Here is a 23,606-nt window from a genome sequence, read left to right on the forward strand (position 1 = left end):
AATGTTCTGTGTGAAGGGGGAGCGTCAGGCTTTGGGCTTGATGCCGAGCTTGGCGGCAAGGCCCTGGATGGCGAGGCGGTAGCCCTCGATGCCGAAACCGCAGAGCGAAGCGAAGGCCGCGCGCGCGGTGTAGGAATGATGCCGGAAGTTCTCGCGGGCGTGGATATTGGTGACGTGCACTTCGACCGTCGGGATCTGCACTGCAAGCAGCGCGTCGTGCAGGGCGATCGACGTGTGCGAATAGCCGCCGGCATTGATGATGATGCCCTTCATCTTGCGGGCGTGCGCCTCGTGGATGAAGTCGATCAGCTCGCCTTCGCGGTTGGACTGCCGGCAGTCGGCCTTGAGGCCGAACGTCACCGCCGTTTCCCGGCACAGCGCCTCGACGTCGGCCAGCGACGCATGCCCGTACTTCTCGGGCTCGCGTGTCCCCAACATGTTGAGGTTCGGCCCGTTCAGGACAAGGATCGTGTCGGTTGCTGGTTCGGCCATTCCAATCCCGCAAGAGGTGCTTCGGCGTGGCGGGGGTTATAGGTAACAAAGCGCGTGAGGGGAAGCCTTGAAGGACCTCCGAGGTGGCTTCAGATGCCTCATCCGGGGTGCAAAAACCTGTGCGCAAGCTACGGAAATTGCTTGTTAACCAGTTCTAATCGTGGCTGCCGGACGGGAGAGGCGGGGGAGGAGCGCCCGATAGCCCAAAAGCCCCTGCCGATCTCTCGGCAAGGGCTCATTTGGGCATCAGCGAGGCAGCTTAGCCTTCGATGACGTATACGATCTCGCGCGTCTGCGGGCGAACGATGACGTACTGGCCGTGCACGAAGATCACCTCGTAGCCGCGCCACTCCGGATAGATCTCGACGATCCGGGGCGGGAGCGGATGGAAGCGAACGCTCGCCGGGATGGTCGCGCCGACCGAGATGTTGAAGTTGACGTTGGTCGTTTCCTCGATCTTGGTCGACTTGATCGCGGATGAGATCTCGGTCCGCTTCTCGGGCGGCGGCGCAGAAGCGGTCGCGGAGGCCGTGCCGGTCGTGGTCTGAGACTTGGTATCGGCAGCCTTGCTGTCTGCACCCTTGGTCTGACTGTCTGCGCCCTTGGTCTGGGCGTTCATGTTACCGCTCTTGGTGTCAGTCTCCGTGCTCTTGGTCTTGTCCGTCTGGGACTTGTCCATCGTGCTCTTCGACTTGTCCTGCGCTGCCTTATCCTGCGCTGACTTGTCATGCATGGATTTGTCCTGCGTGGACTTGTCTTGCGCGGACTTGTCCTGCGCGCCCTGGGCGTGCTCACCCTTCGCCGCGCCGGCCTTCTCGTCGGCCGCGTTCTTGTTCATCGCGCCGGACTTGTCCATCCCGCCCGACGACTTCTCCTCGGCTGCTCCGCCGGGCTTCATGGCGCCGCCAGTCTGGCCGACGGTGCCCTTCTCCTGAGCGGATTCACGGCCCATCGAGCCGCCGCGCTCGGCGGCGCCGGAAGGCTGCGAGTGCTGCGTCGGCTGCGCGCCTGCGCCGCCACCGCTGTCGCGGTTCATGGTGCCCTGTGCGTTCGCCAGACCGGTACCGGCGACGAGCGCGAGCGCGGCGACCGAGATCATAAAGCGGTTAGACATTGAATTCTCCTCACGTGTTTCTCTGCGTCATTGCCCGCGCCGACAACGAAAGGAGGTATCAGGAGTTCCGGAACATTGGCGGTTCCGCGGCATTTGTTTGTTGAATGCCAGATGAACGCGCGCGCCAGATTTCGGCGCAATGAAAAGGCCGGCTTTTCAGCCGGCCTCGTTGCATGCGTGAGTTGTAGACGTGATCAGCAAGTCGCCTTGTTAGCAAGTCGCTTTGCCGCAGCGGGCCACAGCGATCTTTTCCTTCAGGCTTTCGACACCGACGGCGCCAATAACGATCTGCTTGCCAATCACGTAGCTCGGCGTGCCGTTCATGCCCATTGCTTCGGCGAGCTTGAAGTTCTCCTCGATGGTGGTGCGCACCTCGGCGCTGCCGATGTCTTTCTCGATCTTCGCGGTATCGAGGCCGGCTTCCTTGGCCGCCTGAAGTGCGCGCGCCTTGTCGGCCGCGCCACGACCGCCGAGCAGCTTCTGGTGGAAGTCGAGGTACTTCTTGCCGGAGGGATCCTGCATGCGCACGGCGACGGCGACCTGGGCTGCTTCGACCGAGCCCTGGCTCAGCACCGGAAACTCCTTCAGCACCACCTTCAGCTTCGGATCGCCTTTCATGAGGGTGAGCATGTCGTCCATCGCGCGCTTGCAGTAGCCGCAATTGTAGTCGAAGAACTCGACGAAGGTGACGTCGCCGTCCTTGTTGCCGAGCACGACCTGGCGCGGCGAGTTGAAGATCGCATCGGAATTCTGTGCGACGCTGGCCTCGTGTTTTTGCGTCTCGGCGGCGGCCTGGCGCTTGGTGAGCTCGGTCATCGCTTCCTCGAGCACCTCGGGATGGGTGACGAGATAGTTCTTGATGATCACCTCGATGTCCGTGCGCTGGGCATCGGAAAAGCTGTCGGCCGACGCGGGCGCGGCTGCGCCGAACATGGCGAGCGCAAACAGCGCGGGAGCAAGCAGGCGCAGCGAAGGCATAGGCAAATCCTCTTATCCAAAGCAGGTTTCGGAAAACGTCCCGGCGGACTTAAGCTCGGTGTCGTGACGTCGTGGTGCAAGGCGTCGTCTTGGTCTTGTCAGTTGCGCGGCGGTTTCGACGCCACGATGTCGTCGGCCTTGACCCATCCGGGGGTGCCGACGGCGAAACGGGTTTTCGCGCGCGTCGCAAGCTCGCGGGCGGTCTTGTTGTCGCCGCGCAGATAAGCGGCCTGCGCCGACGCCAGATCGGCCTCGGCATAGTCGCCCTTGCGGCCATAGGCCATCGCGAGCTGCATGTAGCCGAGAACGGCCTCCGGTTCCCGTGCCACCGCGGCCCGGAGAATCCGAACGGCGTCATCGGTGTAGGCCTTATTATCGGACCCAACCAGAGCCTGCCCAAGTAACATCTCGATGAGGGGCGCGTTGTTCGAAAGTGCGACAGCCTTGCGCAGGGCAGGAATCGCCTCAGCCGGCTTGCCGCCCTCCAGCAGGGCCTGGCCGCGCACCTCGTAAAAATACGCGTTGTTGGGCTGGACCTGGATCAGTGCGTCGATCTGGGCGAGCGCGCTGCGCAAATCCCCATGCAGATAGGTGCTGATGGCGCGGGCGTAGCGCGCCGGCATGCTGTCGTTGGTCAGGGGATAGCGGCGGTACACCGTCTCCGGCCGTTCCATGAAGGCGGAGATCTTGGCGCGCACCATGTCGTGGCGGAGCTGGAGCGCGGGATCATCCTTCTTGTCCCAATAAGGGCTCGCGCTGGCGAACTCCTGGAGTGAAGCGACGCGCTCGGCGGGCATCGGGTGCGACTGGAGATAGGGATCGGCGCCGCGTGCCGCGAACAGGCTCTCGCTGGTGAAGCGCTTGAAGGTCTCGTACATGCCCTTCGGCGACTGCTGGGTCGCCGTCAGGAATTTCACGCCGGCGCGGTCGGCGTTCTCCTCCTGCTGACGCTGATAGGACAGCAGCGTACGGCGGATCATCTCCTGCGGGCCGGCGAGGGCGGCGGCTCCGGCATTGGCAAGGCCATTGTTGCCGGCGCTGCCGCTGCCGCGGGTGCTGCCCACGGCCATCGCGCCAGCGCCGAGCAGCATGGCGATGATCATCTGGGTCTGGGCGTTGGCGAGCTGCTCCCGCAGCTTGGAGAGATGGCCGCCGGCCAGATGCCCGGTCTCGTGCGCGAGCACGCCGATGATCTGGTTCGGCGTCTCCGACTGGAGGATCGCGCCGTAATTGACGAAGATGCGGCGGCCATCGGCGACGAACGCGTTGAACGAGCCCTCGTTGACGATCACCATCTGGATGTTCTGCTTCTCCAGACCCGCGACGCGCAGGATCGGACGCGTGTATTCGCGCAGCAGCTGCTCGGTCTCGGTGTCGCGCAGGACCGGCGGCCCCTTGGCCTGCGCATGCGCGGCCGAGAACGGCGTCAGCGCGATCGCAGCCGCCGCAACGAGGGAGGTGAGGGCGGTGGCCTTCTTGCGCAATGCGATCTGGAATAACATCAAGCGGTCTGGGTCAAACGGGTCTTGTCGGCAGGCTTGTCAGGCATTCTTGGTCAAGCAGTTTCGTGATTGGTTTTTGGCGATTGGCGGCGGACCGGATACGCGATATGCCCCTTTGAGCCGTACCCCTTATGAGCCGTACAATGCGGCCAGTCTGGGGCGCAAGCACCCCGTTTCCGGGTCGGACGGACCGGTTCGCCAGCGAATAGCAGAAATCGATGCACGATACGACATTGAGGAACCGGTTGGGGCAGTGGCTTGAGCCCTCCCGCCGCAGCGATGTTCCCCCGTTCATGGTGATGGACGTCATGGCCGCCGCGGCCCGGATCGAGGCGGCGGGGGGCCATGTCATCCACATGGAGGTTGGCCAGCCCGCCGCGGGCGCGCCGAAGACCGCGATTGCGGCCGCCCATGCGGCGCTCGAGGCAGGGCGGATCGATTATACCTCCGCACTCGGCATCCCCTCCTTGCGCGCGCGCATCGCGCGGCATTATCGCGATGCCTATGGCTGTGACATCAGCCCCGAGCGGATCGTGGTGACCACCGGCTCCTCCGGCGGGTTCATCCTGGCCTTCTTGGCGATGTTCGAGCCGGGCGACCGCGTTGCCGTGACGGTGCCGGGTTATCCGCCGTACCGACATATCCTCACCGCGCTCGGCTGCGAGCCGGTGCTGATCGAGACCACGAACGAGACGCGGCATGCGCTGACCGGCGAGGCGCTGCTGGCCGCCCATCGCAAGGCGCCGCTGAAGGGTGTGCTGGTCGGCAGCCCCGCCAATCCGACCGGGACCATGATGTCCCGCGAGGCGCTCGCCGGCCTGATCGCGGCGGCGGAAGACGCGGGCATCCGTTTCATCTCGGACGAGATCTATCACGGGCTCGACTACGCATTTCCCGCGGTGACGGCTGCGGCGCTGTCGGACCACGCGCTCGTGATCAACTCGTTCTCGAAGTATTTCTGCATGACGGGCTGGCGCGTCGGCTGGATGGTCGTGCCCGAGATTCTGGTGCGGCCGATCGAGCGGCTGCAGCAGAACCTGTCGATCTCGGTGCCGTCGCTGTCGCAGATCGCGGCCGAAGCGGCCTTCGACGGCGCGGCTGAGATGGAGGAGATCAAGCACGGCTATCAGGAAAACCGGCGCATCCTGATCGAGGGATTGCCCAAGGCCGGCCTGACCAGGTTTCTGCCGGCCGACGGCGCATTCTATCTCTATGCGGACGTCTCGGACTTCACTTCCGACAGTTTCGAGTTCGCCAAGCAGATGCTCGAGCAGGCCCATGTCGCGGCCACGCCGGGCCTCGACTTCGATCCCATCCATGGTCGTTCATTCATACGGCTCTCTTATGCGCGTTCGGCTGCGGAGATGCGGGAAGCAGTTGACCGGATCGCTCACTGGCTTAAATAGCCGCCAGTTTTCGACAGCCTTCTGGAGTGCAACTTGCCTGACCGTTCCGCCCCGTCTACCGCCACGCATTCTCCTCTCGCCGCATTGATGTGGCCAGTCCGGCCCGGTGAAACCGTCGGCGCTTTGCGTGCTGTCGTGCTGATTGCGCTCGGTACCGCCTTGATGGCCCTGTCAGCCAAGGTGAACCTGCCGCTGCCTTACGTGCCCATGACGTTGCAGACGCTGGTCGTGTTGATGATTGGCGCCGCCTATGGCTGGCGGCTTGGCAGCGCAACCATGATCGCCTACCTCGCCGAGGGCGCAATGGGCCTGCCGGTGTTCGCCGGCCCCGTCGGTGGAATTGCACCGCTGGTCGGCCCGACCGCGGGCTATCTGTTTGGCTTCATTGGCGCCGCCTTCGTCACCGGCTGGCTCACCGAGCGCGGCTGGGATCGCAGCGTATTTCTGCTGTTTGCCGCTATGGCCGTCGGCCACATCCTCATTCTGGCCGCGGGCTTTGGCTGGCTGGCGTTCGGTCTCGGCCTTGGCGCCGCAAAAGCGTGGCAGGTTGGCCTGATGCCGTTCGTTGCGGCGTCGCTGGTCAAGAACGCGCTGGGCGCGACATTGATGCCGGCGACACGCAGGGTGGTCGATCGCGGGTAAAGCGCGCAATAACGAGCAGTTCCGATTGACAGGGCCGGCCAAGTTGATCTTGGCTGGCTTGGCGTTTGAGGGGGAGTGAAACAATGACGACGACAACGATGGCGGGGGCGCCGGTCGCGCCGCCCGCCGCCAAGCCGTGGTACAAAGTACTTTATATCCAAGTGCTGATCGCGATCGTGCTCGGCGCCATCGTCGGCTGGCTCTGGCCGTCAGTCGCCACCAATGAGTGGATCAAGGCACTCGGCGACGGCTTCATCAAGCTGATCAAGATGGTGATCGCGCCGATCATCTTCTGCACCGTGGTCTCGGGCATCGCCCATATACAGGACGCCAAGAAGGTCGGCCGCATCGGCGTCAAGGCGCTGGTCTATTTCGAGATCGTCTCGACCTTCGCACTGGTGATCGGACTGATCATCGGCAATCTGGTGAAGCCGGGTGCGGGCTTCGGCGGCGCCGCCGCCAACGCGCAGGCCGTAGCAAACTACGCCAAGCAGGCCGAAGGCCAGAAGTCGGTCGACTTCGTGCTGCACATCATTCCGGACACCGTCGTCGGCGCCTTCGCGCAAGGCGAGATCCTGCAGGTGCTGCTGTTCTCGGTGCTGTTCGGCTTCGCCATCATGGGGCTCGGCGAACGCGGCCACACCATCCGCAGCTTCATCGACGACGCCGCGCATGCGGTGTTCGGCGTCATCTCCATCGTGATGCGCGCGGCGCCGATCGGCGCCTTCGGCGCGATGGCCTACACCATCGGCAAATTCGGCACCGGGGCGATCCTCAACCTGATCGGCCTGATCGCGACGTTCTACGTGACCGCGGCGCTGTTCGTGTTCGTCGTGCTCGGAATTATCGCGCGCTTCGCCGGCTTCTCCATCTTCAAGTTCCTGGCCTACATCAAGGACGAGCTGCTGATCGTGCTCGGCACCTCGTCCTCGGAAAGCGCGTTGCCGTCCTTGATGGAAAAGCTCGAGCGCCTCGGCTGCTCCAAATCGGTGGTCGGCCTCGTGGTGCCCACGGGCTATTCGTTCAATCTCGACGGCACCAACATCTACATGACGCTGGCGACGTTGTTCATCGCGCAGGCGCTGGGCTTCGATCTGTCCTTCAGCCAGCAACTCACCATCCTGGTGGTGGCGATGCTGACCTCGAAGGGGGCCTCCGGCATCACGGGTGCGGGCTTCATCACGCTGGCGGCGACGCTCGCCGTTGTCGATCCGCGCCTCGTGCCGGGCATGGCGATCGTGCTCGGCATCGACAAGTTCATGAGCGAGTGTCGCGCGCTGACCAATCTGTGCGGCAACGGCGTTGCCTGCGTGATCATCGCCTGGTGGGAGGGCGAGCTCGATCGCGACAAGCTCAACGCCAACCTCGCCAGGCAGATCGATCCGACCGACATGGAAACGGCGCTCACGACGGACTGATCTGCAAGCTTTCACCGACGGCGCCAGGCGCGCCGTCAGGTCTTGAAATAGCAGGGCTGGTCGAAATCCTCGATCAGCCCTTTTTCTTGCGGTGACCAGCCGAGATCCTCCCCGCGAGCGCAGAACGCTAGAACCGCTCCGGCCGATATGGCGTCGGATTGATCGCTGGCGTTTCGCCGCTCATCATCTCGGCGAGCAGGCGCCCGGTCGCTGGCCCCAGCGTAAAGCCCTGGTGGCCGTGGCCGAAGTTCATCCACAGGCCGGGATGGCGTGGGGCAGGGCCGAGCACCGGCAGCATGTCGGGCGTGCAGGGGCGGGTGCCGAACCACGGGTCGGGCTCGACCCGCTTGCCGAGGTCAATCAACTCGCGCGCGGAAGCTTCGGCGCTGGCGAGCTGCACGGGCGTCGCGAGCGCGTCCAGACCGGTCAACTCCGCGCCGGTGGTGATGCGAATGCCTTTGGCCATCGGACCCATGGCGTAGCCGCCGGCCTTGTCGACCAGCGGCAGATCGAGCGAGGCGCCGCCGCTGTAATGCATGTGGTAGCCGCGCTTGCGCACCAGCGGGATGCGATAGCCGAATTTGAGCAGGAGATCGGGCGACCACGGCCCGAGCGTCACCACGGCGTGGGCGGCGTCGATGTGTCCAATGTCGGTCGCGACCGACCAGCCGGTCGCGGTCTGCTGCAAGGTCTGAGCATCGCCAAGCACGATATTGCCGCCGAGGCGCTCGAACAGATCGGCATAGGCCGTGACGAGCGCGCCGGGATCGGACACCGTCCAGGTGTCGAGCCAATGGATCGCGCCGGGCAGATCGTCGCGCAGGACAGGTTCGGCCTTGGCGAGCTCGGCGCCCGAGAGCGCCCGAAACCTCACGCCGAATTCGCGCTCGTCCTCTTCCGCCGCCTTGACGGCGAGATCGAACGACGCTGCGTCGCGATGCAGGTGCCGGTATCCCGCGCGGCGGATGAGATTGTCGGCGTGGGCTTCGCGAATGAGGATGTCGTGCTCCGCCGTCGCGTAGGCGATCAGCCGCGCCCAGGCGTCGATGGCGTCACGATGCCGCTTCGGTGCCGAATGCCACCAATAGCGCAGCAGGGGCTCGATATGGAGATGAAGCGACGACAGGCTGTAACGCACGTCGTTGGTGCGGCCGGTCGCGATCTTCAGGAGCGTGGCGAGGTCGCGCGGCATCGGATAGGGGCGCACCGCTTCCGCCTGGATCATCCCGGCATTGCCGTAGCTGGTCTCGCGGCCCGGCTCCCTGCGGTCGATGAGCGTGACGGACCAGCCGCGCTGCTGGAGGTGCAGCGCCGCGCTGACGCCGATCATGCCGCCGCCGAGTACGATCGCGCTTTGCATCAAACTGACCTCGCCAAATCAAAACCGCCCGGTTTGGCCGGGCGGTTTCAACTGTCTTGCTCGTCTATTCGCCGCCGCCGAAGCGGCGCGACCACCAGCCGGCACGACGCGGTGCGGCCGACGTTTCGCTTGCCGCTGCGGGCGCGGGCTCCGGAGCCGGTGCGGGCGGGGCAACCGGCTCGGCCGCCTGAGCAACCGGTGCCGGTTCACTCTGGCTGCTCGACAGGAAGCTTACCTTTTCCCGAACCGTCGAACGGCGTCGTGCGGCCTTGTCGTCGGCGTGCTCTTCGTCCGCGGTAGCAGGAGTCGGCTCAGGCTGGGGCGTTGCCTCGATCCGTGCCTCGATCTTTGCCTCGGCGCGCGGCTCTGGCTGCGTGACCTGCGGCTGCGAGGTGTGCTCGGCCTGCGCGATCGAAGGCGCAGCCTCGCCGCCAAAACCGTCGAAATCGGCGACTGCATCGGTCGCTTCCGACGGTGCACTGGCCGCGAGCTCGTCGCTGATGGAGCCGGCGAGACCTTCCTCGCCAGGACCGCGACGGCGGCGGCCGCCACGGCGACCACGCCGGCGACGGCGATCGGCGCTGCCCTGCTGCTCGCCACGGGCTGCCTGTTCCTCGCCTTCCTCGCCGTCCGGCTCGGCCTCGGTATCCTCTTCGCCTTCGCCGGCTGCCACGGCCGTCTCGGCAATGGCGGGAGCGCCATCCTCGCGCGTCTCCTCGTCGCGCTGGCCACCGCGACCGCGGCGGCGGCGGCGGCGCTTGCGGCGCTGGCCGTCCTGCTCGGTCGCGGCATCGCCTGCGGTCTGCTCCTCGGCGAGACCTTCGGTCTCCTCGGTCTCGACCTCGGATTCGGTCTCAGGATCGAACTCCTCGTCGTCATAGGCCTCTTCGACCAGGGGCGGCGGGCTTGCGGCCGCCTGCGCCACCAGCAGAGCCTTGGCGGCTTCCAGCGTATGCACCTGCTCGCCACGGTCGATGACATAGGCCTGCGGTCCGCTGACGCTCGGGTCGGCGATCACCGCCAACGTGACCTTGAAGCCGTTCTCGAGGTCGCGCAGATGGCCGCGCTTGTGGTTCAGCACATAGAGCGCGACGTCAGTGCGGGTGCGGACCACAAGATTGTGGGTCGCCCCCTTCATCAGGATCTCTTCGAGGCCGCGCAGCAACTGGAGCGCAACCGAGGATACCGAGCGCACATGGCCGGTGCCGCCGCAATGCGTGCAGGGATCGGTCGAGGATTCCAGCACGCTGGCGCGAATGCGCTGGCGCGACATCTCGAGCAGGCCGAAATGCGAGATGCGTCCGACCTGGATCCGCGCGCGGTCCTGCCGGAGGCAATCGGACAGCTTGCGTTCGACCGCGCGATTGTTGCGCTTTTCGTCCATGTCGATGAAGTCGATGACGATCAGGCCGGCGAGGTCGCGCAGCCGAAGCTGACGCGCGACCTCCTCAGAAGCCTCGAGATTGGTCTTGAGCGCGGTGTCCTCGATATGGTGCTCGCGGGTCGAACGTCCGGAGTTGACGTCGATCGAGACCAGCGCTTCGGTCTGGTTGATCACGATGTAGCCGCCGGAGCGCAACTGCACGGTCGGCGAGAACATCGCATCCAGCTGGCTTTCGACGCCCATGCGCGAGAACAACGGCTGGCCGTCGCGATACTGCTTCACCGCGCTCACATTGGCGGGCATCAGCATCTTCATGAAGTCGCGCGCTTCGCGGTAGCCGGATTCACCGGCGACCGAGATCTCGTCGATCTCCTTGTTGTAGAGGTCGCGCAGCGAGCGCTTGATCAGCGAGCCTTCCTCGTAGACGAGGGTCGGGGCCTGCGACTTCAGCGTCATGTCGCGCACCGTCTCCCACATCCGGATCAGGTACTCGAAATCGCGCTTGATCTCGGGCTTGGTGCGGGCGGCACCGGCGGTGCGCAGAATGATCCCCATGCCCTCGGGCACGTCGAGATCCTGCACCACTTCCTTCAGGCGCGAACGGTCCTGCGCGCTCGTGATCTTGCGGCTGATGCCGCCGCCGCGTGCGGTGTTCGGCATCAAGACGGCATAGCGGCCGGCGAGCGAGAGGTAGGTCGTCAGCGCTGCGCCCTTGTTGCCGCGCTCTTCCTTGACGACCTGCACCAGCATCACCTGGCGGCGCTTGATGACTTCCTGGATCTTGTATTGGCGGCGGGGACGGAAGGTGCGCTCCGGCACCTCCTCCAGCACATCGTCGCCGCCGACGGATTCAACGACGTCCTCTTCGGCTTCCTCGTCGTCCTCGTCTTCGTCGTCATCCTCGGCCGTCGCTTCGGATTCGTGATGCGGAGGCTGCGCACTCTCGCCTGCGGCGTACACGGCGTCGGCAGGCTCAGCAGCCGCTGTCACGGCCTCGGCGAGATCGTCGGCGTGGGCGTCGGAGGCAACCTCCTGCGGCTCGGCAACGGCCTCGGTGGCAACCGCGGGCTCGGCGCCGATTGCTGCGACGGGCGCCGGTGTTTCGTCGGCATGACCATGGTCGTGATGATCGTGTTCGCCATGATGGTGGTCGTGATGATCGTCGCCATGGGCATGATGATGGTCGTCGTGGTCATGTCCTTCGTGGTCATGTCCTTCGTGGCCATGCCCTTCGTGGTCATGTGCTTCGTGGCCGTGATCGTGATGATCTTGGCCTTCGTGCTCGCCGTGATGCTCTGCGCCGGCATGCAGGTGCTCGCCCTCGTGCGAAGCGCCCTCGGGCAGGGCCTCGCCCTGGACCTGCTGGGCGGCGGGATCGGTGCCTTCGACGATGTCGCTGCGGACGCGCTCGCCATGACTACGGCGGCGGGAATTGCGGTGGCGGGAGCGGCGGCGGCCCTGGGAGCGGTTCTCGCTCTCTTCCTCGGCCTCACGATGGGCCTGCTCTTCGGCTTCGATCAGCGCCTGCCGGTCGGCAACCGGGATCTGGTAATAATCGGGATGGATTTCGCTGAAGGCGAGGAAGCCGTGGCGGTTGCCGCCATATTCGACGAAAGCGGCCTGGAGCGAGGGTTCGACCCTTGTGACCTTGGCGAGGTAGATATTCCCGCGCAGTTGCTTGCGTTGCGCGGTCTCGAAATCAAACTCTTCGACGCGATTGCCGCGGACCACGACGACCCGGGTCTCTTCCGGGTGGGTGGCATCGATCAACATCTTGTTGGGCATGTCTTAACTCTTGGCGGCGGCGGGCGCGATTCACCGTGGGCGCCATCAGCGCTGCCGGGTGACGCGACGGTCCACCTGATTCGGGGGTGAGGGGAAGGCCGAAACGCCGTCTCTCGCGCCTTGCCGAACCGGAAGCCGGAGGACCAAAGCGGCGCGCGGAATTGTCACTCCGCAGCGTCGCGAATGGTCCTTCAGAATTGGTCGGCACAGTCTGGCGCATCAAGCGTCGGCCCGTATGAAACATTGGGCGGCGGGGCCGCCCCTCAATCAGTTGCTGTTGGCCAGGCATGGCGCGAGCGCGCTCGCCTTGGGTAGTACGAACCGCTCCCTTGAGATTAAGGGACCGGGTAACGGGTTGCGCCGCTGTCAGAACCGTCCCGGAAACGTGGTGGTAACCGGGGACCGTCCGCCGCCGGGGCTTGCCCCGCTCCACCTCGCTGCCGCGCACCGCGCTGGACCTAGAGGGGAACGGAAAAACGCTGGAATTCCCAAACCTTGAGAGTTCCGGCGCTGCACCGGGAGGCTGAATGCGACACAACCGGAAATATCGGCCGTCAGCATTCCGTACATACGTGGATTGGGCCATCCGTGCAAGGAGCGTCGCACGGCGGTCACAGTCAGCGAGTTTCGCGTGTCTGTCATTAAGGATCGTTTAACCCTGTGGTTCTATTGCGTTAAAGAGGCTGCTCGGAGGCACGGAATCGGTGGCGAGCCGCGCAAATCAAAGGATCTTGCTGGGATGCGTGCTGCTCTGCGCGGCGGCATTGCCCTGTGCTGATTCCTCGCGCCTGAAGGCCGCGGAAAGTCAGCCTCAACTCCCTGTTGCATCAGCGAATTTCCCGACGGCCTCGGCCGCCCGGCTGGCCGGTGACGGCAGGCAAACGCGCTTTGTCCTCGACGTCGACCAGACCGTTAGCTTCCGCGCCGTCGCCTTGGCCGACCCGTATCGGGTGGTGGTCGACGTTCCCCAGGTCAATTTTCAGCTTCCCGCCGGCACCGGGTCCGGCGGACGCGGACTGGTCAAGGCCTTCCGCTATGGGCTGGTGATGCCCGGCGGCTCCCGAATCGTGTTCGACCTGACGGGCCCGGCCAAGATCACCAATTCCTACGTGGTGGAGGCTGCCAACGGCCAGCCGGCGCGGCTGGTGCTCGAACTGGAGGAGGTCGAGCGCACCGCCTTCGTGCCGTCGCTGGCTCCGGAAAACCGTCCTGAACTGCGGCCGGCAATTGCCGATCCGCCGCCCGCGACGGTTCCCGCATCTGCACACCCTGAAGCCGGGCAGAAGGCCGATGGCCGCGCGGTGGTCGTCATCGATCCCGGCCATGGCGGCATCGACAACGGCACGCAGTCGAGCGGCGAGAGCGAGAAGAATCTGGTGCTGGCCTTTGGCCTGGCGCTGCGCGAACGGCTGGAAAAGACCGGCAAATATCGCGTGGTGATGACACGGGACGACGACACCTTCATCCCGCTCAACGACCGGGTCAAAGTTGCCCGCAGCCTCAAGGCTGCGTTGTTCGTCTCGATCCATGCCGACGCGCTGCCGCGTGCCGAGGGCGATGCGCAGGGCGCGACCATCTACACCTTGTCCGACAAGGCCTCCGACGCCGAGGCGCAGCGGCTGGCGGATGCGGAAAACCGGGCGGACGCGATCGCGGGCTTCAACCTCGCGGAGGAGCCTACCGATGTCGCCGACATCCTGATCGATCTCACCCAGCGGGAAACCCGCACATTTTCAAGTCGTTTTGCCCGGCTGTTGATGGGCGAAATGAAGTCGACGGTGCGAATGCACAAGCATCCCCTGAAGTCGGCCGGCTTCCGAGTGCTGAAGGCGCCCGACGTGCCGTCGGTTCTGGTCGAGATCGGTTATGTCTCCAACAAGGGCGACCTCGAGCATCTGGTCTCCGAAGGATGGCGGTCGCGTGCCGTAGGCTCCATGGCACAGGCGATCGACGGGTTTTTGGCCAAGCGGATGGCCACGGCCGGATCGAACTGACGACCGGGGAGTCCACGAATTGAGAGTGATTTTCCGTCACGCCGCAAAAGCCCTAGTTTGGCCACAGCGGGCGCTTTATAAAAACGCCGCAGGGGGTTCCGGAATCGGCGAGAATCCCGTTCGGCAAGCGTCTTGGGTCCGGCACTGATAGTATTGAGTAAGGCCGGTGAATTCGCGATGGTTTGGCGCCTGTTTCGGGTGCCGAGGGCTGATCTTAAGCTGGTCTTGGGCTGATCTTTGGGCTGATCCAGAGTTTGAACGGATAAATAGATAATGCGCTTGCTGGTGCGGTTCATGGGCTTCCTGTTCGCCGCGGGAACGGTGTTGTTCCTTGTCGGGGTGGGTGCCGTCGCAGGCCTGATCTGGCATTTCTCCAAGGACTTGCCTGACTACTCTCAGCTTCAGGATTACGAGCCGCCGGTGATGACCCGCGTGCACGCGACCGACGGCTCGCTGCTCGGCGAATATGCCAAGGAGCGGCGGCTGTACCTGCCGATCCAGGCGGTGCCGAAACTCGTGATCAACGCTTTCCTCGCGGCCGAGGACAAGAATTTCTACGAGCACGGCGGCATCGACTACACCGGCATGGCGCGCGCCGGCGTGGTCTACATCCAGAACTACGGCTCCAATCGCCGTCCGCAGGGCGCTTCCACGATCACCCAGCAAGTCGCCAAGAACTTCCTTCTGACCAACGAGGTCTCCTTCGCCCGCAAGATCAAGGAAGCCTTGCTGGCCATGCGGATCGAGAAGACCTACTCGAAGGACAAGATCCTCGAGCTGTATCTGAATGAAATCTATCTGGGCCTCGGCGCCTACGGCATCGCGGCCGCGTCGCTGGTTTATTTCGACAAGTCGGTGAACGAGCTGACGGTGGCGGAAGCGTCCTATCTCGCGGCGCTGCCGAAGATGCCCGCGACGCTGCATCCCGTCCGCAACCGCGACCGCGCCATCGAGCGCCGCAACTACGTGATCGATCGTCTGGTTGAGAACGGCTGGGTCAAGCAGGCTGACGCCGACAAGGCGCGCAAGGAGCCGCTGGCCGTTACCAGCCGTTCCAACGGCGCCCACACCTTCGCCGGCGAATATTTCGCCGAGGAAGTGCGCCGCGACATCTTCGAGCGCTATGGCGAGAAGAAGCTGTACGAGGGCGGCCTTTCGGTCCGCACCACGCTCGATCCCAAGATTCAGGTCATGGCGCGCAAGACCATGGTCGCCGGTCTCGTGAACTATGACGAGCAACAGGGCTATCGCGGTGCCATCAGCAAGCTCGACATTTCGGGCGACTGGGGCGTGAAGCTCGCCGAGATCAAGTCTCTGTCCGATATCTCGCCATGGCGCATGGCCGTGGTGCTGGAGACCAGCGACCAGTCGGCGCGCATCGGCTTCCAGCCGAGCCGTGAACTCGGCGGCGCCGTGAGCAAGCAGCGCGAGACCGGCCTCATCACGCTCGACGGCATCAAATGGGCAAGAGCAGCCTCGGGGGCTGCGAAGGGCAGGGCGGCAAGCGCAGTGTCGCAGGTGCTCCAGCCCGGCGACGTGATCTACGCCGATCCGCTGTACAAGGACGCCCAGCCTGTCGAAGGTCAGTACCGGCTGCGCCAAATTCCCGAAGTGTCCGGCGCGATGGTGGTGATGGACCCCTGGACCGGCCGCGTGCTGGCGATGGTCGGCGGCTTCTCGTTCGACCAGAGCCAGTTCAACCGCGCCACGCAGGCCTATCGGCAGCCCGGTTCGTCGTTCAAGCCGATCGTCTATTCGGCCGCGCTCGACAACGGCTATACGCCCTCGACGGTCGTGCTCGACGCGCCCATCGAAATCGACCAGGGCCAGGGCGCGGGCGTGTGGCGGCCTGAAAACTTCTCCTCGGGCAAGTTCCAGGGGCCGGTGACGCTGCGCAACGCGCTGCGGCAGTCGCTCAACACGGTGACGGTGCGCCTCGCCCAGGACATCGGCATGCCCCTGATCGGCGAATATGCCCGCCGCTTCGGTGTCTATGACGAACTGCCGAACTATCTGTCCTACGCGCTCGGCGCCGGCGAGACCACGGCGATGCGCATGGTCACGGCGTATTCGATGCTCGCCAATGGCGGCCGCCGAGTGAAGCCGACCTTGATCGACCGCATCCAGGATCGCTACGGCCACACCATCTTCAAGCACGACCAGCGCGAATGCCGCGGCTGCGACGCACCGGGCGGCTGGAAGAACCAGAACGAGCCACAGCTGATCGATCGCCGCGAGCAGGTGCTGGATTCCATGACCGCCTATCAGATCACGGAGCTGATGGAAGGCGTGGTCCAGGCCGGTACCGCGACCGTTGTCAAGCAGGTCGGCAAGCCGATCGCCGGCAAGACCGGCACCACCAACGAGGCCAAGGACGCCTGGTTCGTCGGCTTCTCGCCCGACGTCGCCGTCGCCATCTATATGGGCTACGACAAGCCGCGTCCGCTCGGCAAGGGTAACGCCGCGACCGGCGGCCATCTCGCAGCTCCCATCGCGCGCGACTTCCTCCAGCTCGCGCTCGCCGACAAGCCGGCAGTCCCCTTCAAGGTGCCGGCAGGCATCAAGCTGGTGCGGGTCGTCGCCAAGTCCGGCATGCGCGCCGGTCCGGGCGAGACCGGCGGAACCATCCTCGAAGCCTTCAAGCCGGGCACGGCGCCGCCGGATAATTATTCGGTCATCGGCGTTGCCGATGCCGACGGCCGCATGCCGGCGTCGCAGCAGCAGCAGCCGGATTCCGGTTTCTTCATGCGGCCGGGCACGGGCGGGCTGTACTAAGGCTTAGGACAAGACAGACGTTCGTCGCCGCGGTGGTTGCGCTTTGCAGCCGCCGCCGCTACATCCCGTTGTCATTAGACGCGGAACAATCCCGCGAGACCAGAGAATCCCATGCGCGCCGAAATCGAACGGTTGGTAGAAGAGATCAAGCAGTCTGTCGGGCTGCTGAGGAGGCATCTTTGACGTCGAGAAATCGACGGCGCGCCTCGCTGAGCTGAACAAGCTCGCAGAAGATCCCAACCTCTGGAACGATCCTCAGAAAGCCCAGAAATTGATGCAGGAGCGCACCTCGCTCGAGGATGCGCTCTCCGGCATCGGCAAGGTCGAGCAGGAGCTCGAAGACGACATCGGCATGATCGAGCTCGGCGAAGCCGAGGGCGATGAGGGCGTCGTCAAGGAAGCCGAAGCCGCGCTGAAGACCCTCAAGAAGGAAGTTGCCCGGCGCGAGCTCGAGGCGCTGCTCTCGGGCGAGGCCGATAGTTTCGATTCTTATCTCGAAGTGCATGCCGGCGCCGGTGGCACCGAGAGCCAGGACTGGGCGCAGATGCTGCTCCGCATGTACTCGCGCTGGGCCGAAACCCACGGCTTCAAGGTCGAGATGCTGGAAGAGTCCGAGGGCGAAGAGGCCGGCATCAAGTCCGCGACCATCCAGGTCTCCGGTCACAATGCCTATGGCTGGCTCAAGACCGAGGCGGGCGTGCACCGCCTGGTGCGGATCTCGCCGTTCGATTCCAACGCGCGGCGGCACACCTCGTTCTCGTCCGTCGCTGTGTTTCCGGTGATCGACGACACCATCAAGATCGACATCAAGGAATCCGACGTTCGCGTCGACACCATGCGCTCCGGCGGTGCCGGCGGCCAGCACGTCAATAAGACCGAGTCCGCGGTACGACTGACGCATATCCCGACCGGCGTCGCCGTGGTCTGCCAGGCCGGTCGCTCGCAGCACAAGAACAAGGCGCAGGCCTGGGACATGCTGCGCGCGCGGCTTTACCAGATCGAGCTGAAGCGGCGGGAAGAGAAAGCCGCCGCCGACCAGGCCGCCAAGACCGACATCGGCTGGGGCCACCAGATCCGCTCCTACGTGCTCCAGCCCTACCAGATGGTGAAGGACCTGCGCACGGGTGTGCAGACCTCCGACACATCAGGCGTGCTCGGCGGCGATCTCGACGACTTCATGGCCGCGACCCTGGCGCAGCGCGCCTTCGGCACTCCCGGCGCCGACATCGAGGACGTCGACTGATGCCCCGGATCGCCTTCATCGGGCTTGGACGGATGGGCCACGGCATGGCCGGCCGCTATCTCGATGCCGGTTTTACGGTGACGCTGTGGAATCGCAGCAAGGCCAAGGCGGAAGACCTGATCGCGCGCGGCGCGCTGTGGGCGACCTCGCCTGAGGACGCGGCGATCGACGCCGATGCCGTCGTGACCATGGTCGCCGATGACGAGGCCTCGCGTGCGGTCTGGCTCGGGCCCGAGGGCGCGGCCAAGACGGCCAAGGCCGGCACCATCGCGATCGAATGCTCCACCGTCTCCTATGACCACGCGCGCGAGATGGGCCGCGAAATGAACGCGCGCGGGCTGATCTATATCGATTGCCCCGTGACGGGATTGCCGGATGCGGCAGCGAGCGGAAAGCTGACGCTGCTCGTCGGTGCCGATGCGGCCGATCTCGAACGCGCGCGGCCCTATCTGACACCGATCGGCTCGACCATCCGCCATTTCGGCGCGGTCGGCGCTGGCACGGTCTACAAGCTGATCAACAATCTGATGGGCGCGATCCAGATCGCCGGTCTCGCTGAGGGCCTTGCGATCGCCGAGCAGGCCGGGCTCGACATGAACCTCGTGCTGGACTCGATCCAGGCTGGCGTCGCCGCAAGCCCGCAGGTGCAGCGTCACTCCAAGCGCATGGTCGCCCGCGATTTTTCCGGCGCGACGTTCACGGCGGCGCTGCGGCATAAGGATGCCGCCTACGCGGTGAAGCTCGCCGAGAGCCTGCTGGCCGACAAGCCGCTGGTCGCGCGCGCCGCGGTGGAGGCCTACGCGCAGGCCAAGGCCGCGATGCCTGACGACGACGAAGGCAAGATGATCGAGCTGGTGTCGCGGCCGAAGAAGCCGTCTTAGCGGATCACATCGACATAGGCAGTTTCGCTCGCCTCGTTCGAGCATCGGTCTTGTAATCGGGTGCGTCATCGGAAATCGGGTGGCGCTGTTCGCCGCGTTGTCCTAGGGCGGCTGTCTCGCCTACCGACACGAGACGCCATGCCCCCGAATGACAACCGGATTGACGCGCGCGACTGGTCGCTGCTCGCTGTGCTCTCGGTGCTCTGGGGCGGCTCGTTCTTTTTCAACGGCGCGGCGCTGCGGGAATTGCCGCCGCTGACGCTGGTGCTTTTGCGCGTTGCACTCGGATCGGCCATTCTGCTGCCGCTGCTCCGCATGCGGGGCATCAGTTTCCCCCGGGGCATAGCCGGCTGGAAGCCGTTCGTCGCGATTGGGCTCCTTAACAACGTGATCTCGTTCTCGCTGATCGTGATCGGTCAGACTTTCATTCCAAGCGGGTTGGCGTCGATCCTGAATGCCACCACGCCGCTGTTCACGGTGATCGTGATGGCGGCGGCAGGCGAAGAGGCCTTGCAGCTGCGCCGCGTCGGCGGCGTGGCACTGGGTCTCGCCGGCGTGATCATCCTGCGTGGATGGGGTGTCGAGACACGAGCAGGGCAGGGGCTCGGCATCCTGCTCTGCCTCGGCGGCGCCTTCAGCTATGGCTTTGCGGCGTTGGCCGCGCGGCGGTTGTTGAAGGACGCCGCGCCGCTAGGGACGGCAGCATTTCAACTGATGGCTTCCACGGTGATGATGGCGATCGTTGTCGGCGCGATGGAGCAGCCGTGGCGTCTCCCGATGCCGGGCGCGACGACGTGGCTAGCGGTGCTTGGCCTTGCCGGCCTGTCGACGGCGCTCGCCTATATCGTCTTCTTCCAGATTCTGCGGCGGTCGGGCGCGACCAATGTGATGTTGGTGACGCTGCTCATTCCCGTCACCGCCGTTCTTCTGGGGTGGCTGGTGCTGGGCGAGCCGATCGCCATGCGTGAGATCGCGGGCGCTCTTGTCATCGGCAGCGCATTGCTGGTGATCGACGGGCGCCCCGTAAACCTGCTGCGGCGCGTCGCTTGAGTTCCTAAGTCGCCGTTTCACCTCACGGAAAATCGTGGCGCTTGCCAGCCGCAGGCGGCCTTGCGACACTCTCGGCAAAACAAGACTATAAAACATAGGGGAGAGAACGATGCCGGGTCGTCGCGAAAGCCTTGCTGCCCTCGCCATTCTTGCTGCCGGCGTGCTCGTCACGACACCGGCCCTGGCGCAAAAGAAATACGATCCCGGCGCCACCGACACCGAAATCAAGCTCGGCAACATCATGCCCTATAGCGGGCCGGCATCGTCCTATGGCGTGATCGGCAAGACCGAGGCCGCGTTCTTCAAGATGATCAACGACCAAGGCGGCATCAACGGGCGCAAGATCAATTTCATCAGCTATGACGATGCCTATTCGCCGCCGAAGGCGATCGAGCAGGCGCGCAAGCTGGTCGAGAGCGACGAGGTGTTGCTGATCTTCCAGCCGCTCGGCACGCCTTCGAACTCCGCGATCATGAAATACATGAATTCCAAGAAGGTGCCGCAGCTCTTCGTCGCCTCCGGCGGCACCAAGTTCGGCGATCCCAAGAATTTCCCATGGACCATGGGATTTCAGCCGAACTACCAGAGCGAGGGGCGGATCTACGCGAAATATATCCGTGACAAGTTTCCGAACAGCAAGATCGCGGTGTTCTGGCAGAACGACGACGCCGGCAAGGACCAGTTCAAGGGCCTGAAGGACGGGCTTGGCGACAAGGCCAATATGATCATCGCCGACAAATCCTATGAGGTCAGCGATCCTTCGATCGACTCGCAGATCGTCGCGCTTCACGATTCCGGCGCCGACATCTTCTTCTCATGGGCCGCGCCCAAGGGATCGGCGCAGGCGATCCGGAAGGTCGGTGAGCTCGGCTGGAAGCCAAAATTCTTTCTGGCCAACACTGCGACCTCGGTCGCCTCGGTGCTCAAGCCAGCCGGGCTCGACTATTCCAAGGACATCATCTCGACCGTCTATCTGAAGGACCCGACCGATCCGAACTGGGACAAGGATCCTGCGGTGATCAAATGGCGCGAGTTCATGGACAAATATTACCCTGACGGCGACAAGGCCAATTCCAACAATATCTACGGCTACGTTCAGGCAGAGGCGATGGCGCAGGTGCTGAAGCAGTGCGGCGACAACCTCACACGTGACAACGTGATGAAGCAGGCCACGAACCTAAAGGATTTCCACACCGACCTGATGCTGCCGGGCATCATGGTCAATACGTCGCCCGACGATTATTTCCCGATCGAGCAGATGCAGCTGATGCGCTTCAACGGGCAGGCCTGGGAGCTGTTCGGCGACGTCTCACCGGTGAGGTCGGCCACGAGCGCGGCCAATAGAATGCGAGAAGCGCAGGCCTAGCCCGCGCTGAGGCGCACGCCGGCGCGCAGGAATTTCTGCGGATCGACCGCTTCGCCGTCGATGCGGGTTTCATAGTGCAAATGCGGGCCGGTGGATCGGCCGGTCGAGCCGACGAGACCAACCACCTGGCCGATCTTCACGATCTCGCCCACCCTGACGTTGATCTCGGAGAGATGGCCATAACGGGTCGCAAGACCATTGCCGTGATCGACCTCGATCATGCGGCCGTAGCCGCCTGACCAGCCGGCCGAGACGACCTTGCCGTTGGCGGTGACACGAACGGGATCGCCGCTCGCGGCGCGGAAGTCGAGCCCGGTGTGCATCGCGGGCCGGCCGAGGAATGGATCGCTGCGCACGCCGAAGCCGGAGGTGAACTCGACCTCGCCGATGACGGGCTTGCGATAGGGCACGAGTGCGAGGGTGCGATTGAGCCGGTCCATCTCGGCGCGGGTGCTGTTGATGCGATGGAGCTGCTTCTCGAACGGCCCCGAACTGGCGGTGAGCTTCACGGGTACGAAAGGCCCACCCATTGCCGTGCGCGGCACGGCGGCTTCGAGATTTGCGAGGTTCAGGCCGAGATCGCTGACGACGCCGCGCATACGGCGCATGCGTGAATCCATGCCTTCCTCGACGGCGTTGAGCGCCGCCATCTGGCGACGCTCGACCTGGTCCAGCGAGGTCGTGAGCCGAACCACGACGTTGTCGAACCCTTGATTCTTGGCGAATTGATTGACGGGCGGAGCTGCGAGCGTCGGCGCGCGCGACTCGAGCCGCGCTTCGCGATCCGGCGGCGCCACGAAGATCACGGTGTCGCTGATCGGCGAGGGCTTTGGCGTGCCCTGCGTCGCCTGGCTGGCATCGCCACGCTGTGGGTTGGAACGGGGAATCGATCCGGTCACGTCCGGCATGGACCCGAGCGCCGTGGCACGGGACTCCAGCGCCGTCTGGCGCTTCATGATCTGGTCGAGCTTCTGGTCGAACTGCTCCTGGTCGAGCAGCTGCCGGCTGGTGGTGCGGTCGACCTTGGCGCGCAGCTCGGCGATGCGGTCCTCATAGGCGTATTGCATCTCGGCCTGCCGGGCGATCAGCCGGGTGAGGACGTCGTCGCGGAAGGCGAAATAGGTCGCGGTCGCGGCCGACCAGAGCCCGAGCAACACCACGGTGCCGACCACGATCCAGAACACCACGGGCCCCAGGCGAACCTGCTTGCCGTGATGCACGATGGTGTAGGCGTCGTCGGTGTCCGGAAGGGGAAGCGCGGTTGCCACCGCGGCAGCACGGCGATGAAAGGCTCGTCCGTGGTCGTGGGGGTGATGTTGGGGGTACTGCGAGAGCTGGGCAGAACTTTTCGACATCGGCACTCCCGCGCCGGTCGGATGAGTCCGTACGGCCTAATTGCCGCGGCAATCTGGGCCAGTCATGGTTAATTTTCCGGAAACGGAACCGCTTGAATTTAAATGATTGGTTAAAGGGTTCTTGCCGCCTCCAAGACCTCGTCGGCGTGGCCATCGACGCGGACATTGCGCCAGATCCGGGCGATCCTGCCGTCGGCGCCAAGCAGCATCGTGGTACGAAGAACTCCCAGGAAGTTCTTGCCATACATGGACTTTTCGCCCCAGGCGCCGTAGGCCTCCAGCATCTCATGCGTCTCGTCCGAGATCAGGGGCACGCCGAGACCGTGCTTGTCGCGGAATTTATCCTGAGCCTTGACCGGATCGGCGGAGATACCGAGCACGGCGGTGCCAACCTTGGCGAAGGCACCTGTCAGCCGGGTGAAATCGATGGCTTCCCTGGTGCAGCCCGGCGTATCGGCGCGGGGATAGAAGAACAGGACCAGCTTCTGGCCGGTATAATCCGACAGCGCGACGACACCGCCACCGTCGCGGGGCAGGCGGAAGGCGGGAGCCTCCTGACCCTCGGCCAGGCCGGCCTTCGTCGCCTTTTCGGGTGCGGGTGCCGATTTGGAAGAATTTAACCGTTTCGATGCGGCCTTATGCGATGCTGTCTTTGCTATGGTCCCAGTTGATTTGCTCGCCGGTGTCCGCTGTGTTTTCGCGGACTTGGTTTGAGTCGCAGCCCGCGCTTTCACGGGCGTCTTTTTAGCCGTCGGACTGCCGGAGGGCGCTTTGGACGATTTCTTTTGGGATTTCTTGGACATACGCCTTCCTTTCGTCGCTTTCGGCGGGTCAACCAAAGCGGTATTGCAGCCCTTTTCC

Annotated in this window: 18 protein-coding genes; 10 read left to right on the plus strand and 8 right to left on the minus strand. The window is 64.5% G+C overall.

Annotation, left to right across the window (positions count from 1 at the left end; all coding sequences use genetic code 11):
• Positions 1–24: 24 nt before the first annotated feature.
• The 4 genes from aroQ to GWG67_RS24455 form a co-directional block, all read right to left on the minus strand.
• Complete coding sequence (aroQ, locus tag GWG67_RS24440; protein WP_275171906.1) at positions 25–492, minus strand: type II 3-dehydroquinate dehydratase; 468 nt, start codon at positions 490–492, stop codon at positions 25–27.
• A 259-nt stretch (positions 493–751) separates the two neighbouring features.
• The gene (locus GWG67_RS24445; RefSeq protein WP_275171907.1) at positions 752–1,606 is read right to left on the minus strand and encodes a DUF1236 domain-containing protein; all 855 of its coding nucleotides are present in this window, start codon (positions 1,604–1,606) and stop codon (positions 752–754) included.
• A 210-nt stretch (positions 1,607–1,816) separates the two neighbouring features.
• A complete protein-coding gene (locus tag GWG67_RS24450; RefSeq protein WP_275171908.1) occupies positions 1,817–2,584 on the minus strand; it encodes a DsbA family protein in 768 nt (255 codons plus the stop codon).
• A 98-nt stretch (positions 2,585–2,682) separates the two neighbouring features.
• Positions 2,683–4,086: a M48 family metalloprotease gene (locus GWG67_RS24455; RefSeq protein ID WP_275171909.1), complete on the minus strand. Its 1,404-nt coding sequence runs from the start codon at positions 4,084–4,086 to the stop codon at positions 2,683–2,685.
• A 218-nt stretch (positions 4,087–4,304) separates the two neighbouring features.
• Here GWG67_RS24455 and GWG67_RS24460 point away from each other — a divergent pair, with 218 nt between their 5' ends.
• From GWG67_RS24460 to GWG67_RS24470, 3 genes are all read left to right on the plus strand, one after another.
• A complete protein-coding gene (locus GWG67_RS24460; protein ID WP_275171910.1) occupies positions 4,305–5,492 on the plus strand; it encodes a pyridoxal phosphate-dependent aminotransferase in 1,188 nt (395 codons plus the stop codon).
• An 87-nt stretch (positions 5,493–5,579) separates the two neighbouring features.
• A complete protein-coding gene (locus GWG67_RS24465; RefSeq protein ID WP_275172013.1) occupies positions 5,580–6,134 on the plus strand; it encodes a biotin transporter BioY in 555 nt (184 codons plus the stop codon).
• An 83-nt stretch (positions 6,135–6,217) separates the two neighbouring features.
• Positions 6,218–7,552: a dicarboxylate/amino acid:cation symporter gene (locus GWG67_RS24470; protein WP_275171911.1), complete on the plus strand. Its 1,335-nt coding sequence runs from the start codon at positions 6,218–6,220 to the stop codon at positions 7,550–7,552.
• Between the two features lie 127 nt (positions 7,553–7,679).
• Here GWG67_RS24470 and GWG67_RS24475 read toward each other — a convergent pair whose 3' ends face one another.
• A complete protein-coding gene (locus GWG67_RS24475) occupies positions 7,680–8,912 on the minus strand; it encodes an FAD-binding oxidoreductase (RefSeq protein ID WP_275171912.1) in 1,233 nt (410 codons plus the stop codon).
• Positions 8,913–8,976: 64 nt separating this feature from the next.
• On the minus strand, positions 8,977–11,115 hold the full coding sequence (locus GWG67_RS24480) for a ribonuclease E/G (RefSeq protein ID WP_275171913.1): 2,139 nt from the start codon (positions 11,113–11,115) through the stop codon (positions 8,977–8,979).
• Here GWG67_RS24480 and GWG67_RS24485 point away from each other — a divergent pair.
• The 7 genes from GWG67_RS24485 to GWG67_RS24515 all read left to right on the plus strand — a co-directional run bounded on the left by GWG67_RS24485 (position 11,083) and on the right by GWG67_RS24515 (position 21,390).
• On the plus strand, positions 11,083–12,171 hold the full coding sequence (locus GWG67_RS24485) for a hypothetical protein (RefSeq protein ID WP_275171914.1): 1,089 nt from the start codon (positions 11,083–11,085) through the stop codon (positions 12,169–12,171). The two genes, GWG67_RS24480 and GWG67_RS24485, sit on opposite strands and share 33 nt — an antisense overlap.
• A gap of 614 nt (positions 12,172–12,785) precedes the next feature.
• Complete coding sequence (locus GWG67_RS24490) at positions 12,786–14,075, plus strand: N-acetylmuramoyl-L-alanine amidase (RefSeq protein WP_275171915.1); 1,290 nt, start codon at positions 12,786–12,788, stop codon at positions 14,073–14,075.
• A gap of 273 nt (positions 14,076–14,348) precedes the next feature.
• On the plus strand, positions 14,349–16,850 hold the full coding sequence (locus GWG67_RS24495; protein WP_275171916.1) for a penicillin-binding protein 1A: 2,502 nt from the start codon (positions 14,349–14,351) through the stop codon (positions 16,848–16,850).
• Positions 16,851–16,961: 111 nt separating this feature from the next.
• Positions 16,962–18,093 (plus strand): peptide chain release factor 2 gene (prfB, locus tag GWG67_RS24500; RefSeq protein ID WP_007609760.1). Its coding sequence is split into 2 segments (ribosomal slippage): positions 16,962–17,030 and positions 17,032–18,093, totalling 1,131 coding nucleotides; the frame shifts between segments, so codons are not numbered across the junction.
• Entirely contained in the window at positions 18,093–18,974 is an 882-nt protein-coding gene (locus GWG67_RS24505) for an NAD(P)-dependent oxidoreductase (protein ID WP_275171917.1), read from the plus strand. Before prfB ends, GWG67_RS24505 begins: the two co-directional genes overlap by 1 nt.
• Before the next feature lie 138 nt (positions 18,975–19,112).
• A complete protein-coding gene (locus GWG67_RS24510; protein ID WP_275171918.1) occupies positions 19,113–20,024 on the plus strand; it encodes a DMT family transporter in 912 nt (303 codons plus the stop codon).
• Positions 20,025–20,133: 109 nt separating this feature from the next.
• Positions 20,134–21,390, plus strand: a complete 1,257-nt coding sequence (locus GWG67_RS24515; RefSeq protein WP_342761058.1) for an ABC transporter substrate-binding protein — start codon at positions 20,134–20,136, stop codon at positions 21,388–21,390.
• Here the strand turns inward: GWG67_RS24515 and GWG67_RS24520 are convergent.
• Entirely contained in the window at positions 21,387–22,745 is a 1,359-nt protein-coding gene (locus GWG67_RS24520; RefSeq protein WP_275171919.1) for a M23 family metallopeptidase, read from the minus strand. The genes GWG67_RS24515 and GWG67_RS24520 overlap by 4 nt on opposite strands.
• Before the next feature lie 110 nt (positions 22,746–22,855).
• A complete protein-coding gene (locus GWG67_RS24525; RefSeq protein WP_275172014.1) occupies positions 22,856–23,548 on the minus strand; it encodes a peroxiredoxin in 693 nt (230 codons plus the stop codon).
• Positions 23,549–23,606 lie beyond the last annotated feature (58 nt).

Source organism: Bradyrhizobium sp. CSS354 (assembly GCF_029051725.1).
In the GTDB taxonomy this organism is placed as follows: Bacteria; Pseudomonadota; Alphaproteobacteria; order Rhizobiales; family Xanthobacteraceae; genus Bradyrhizobium.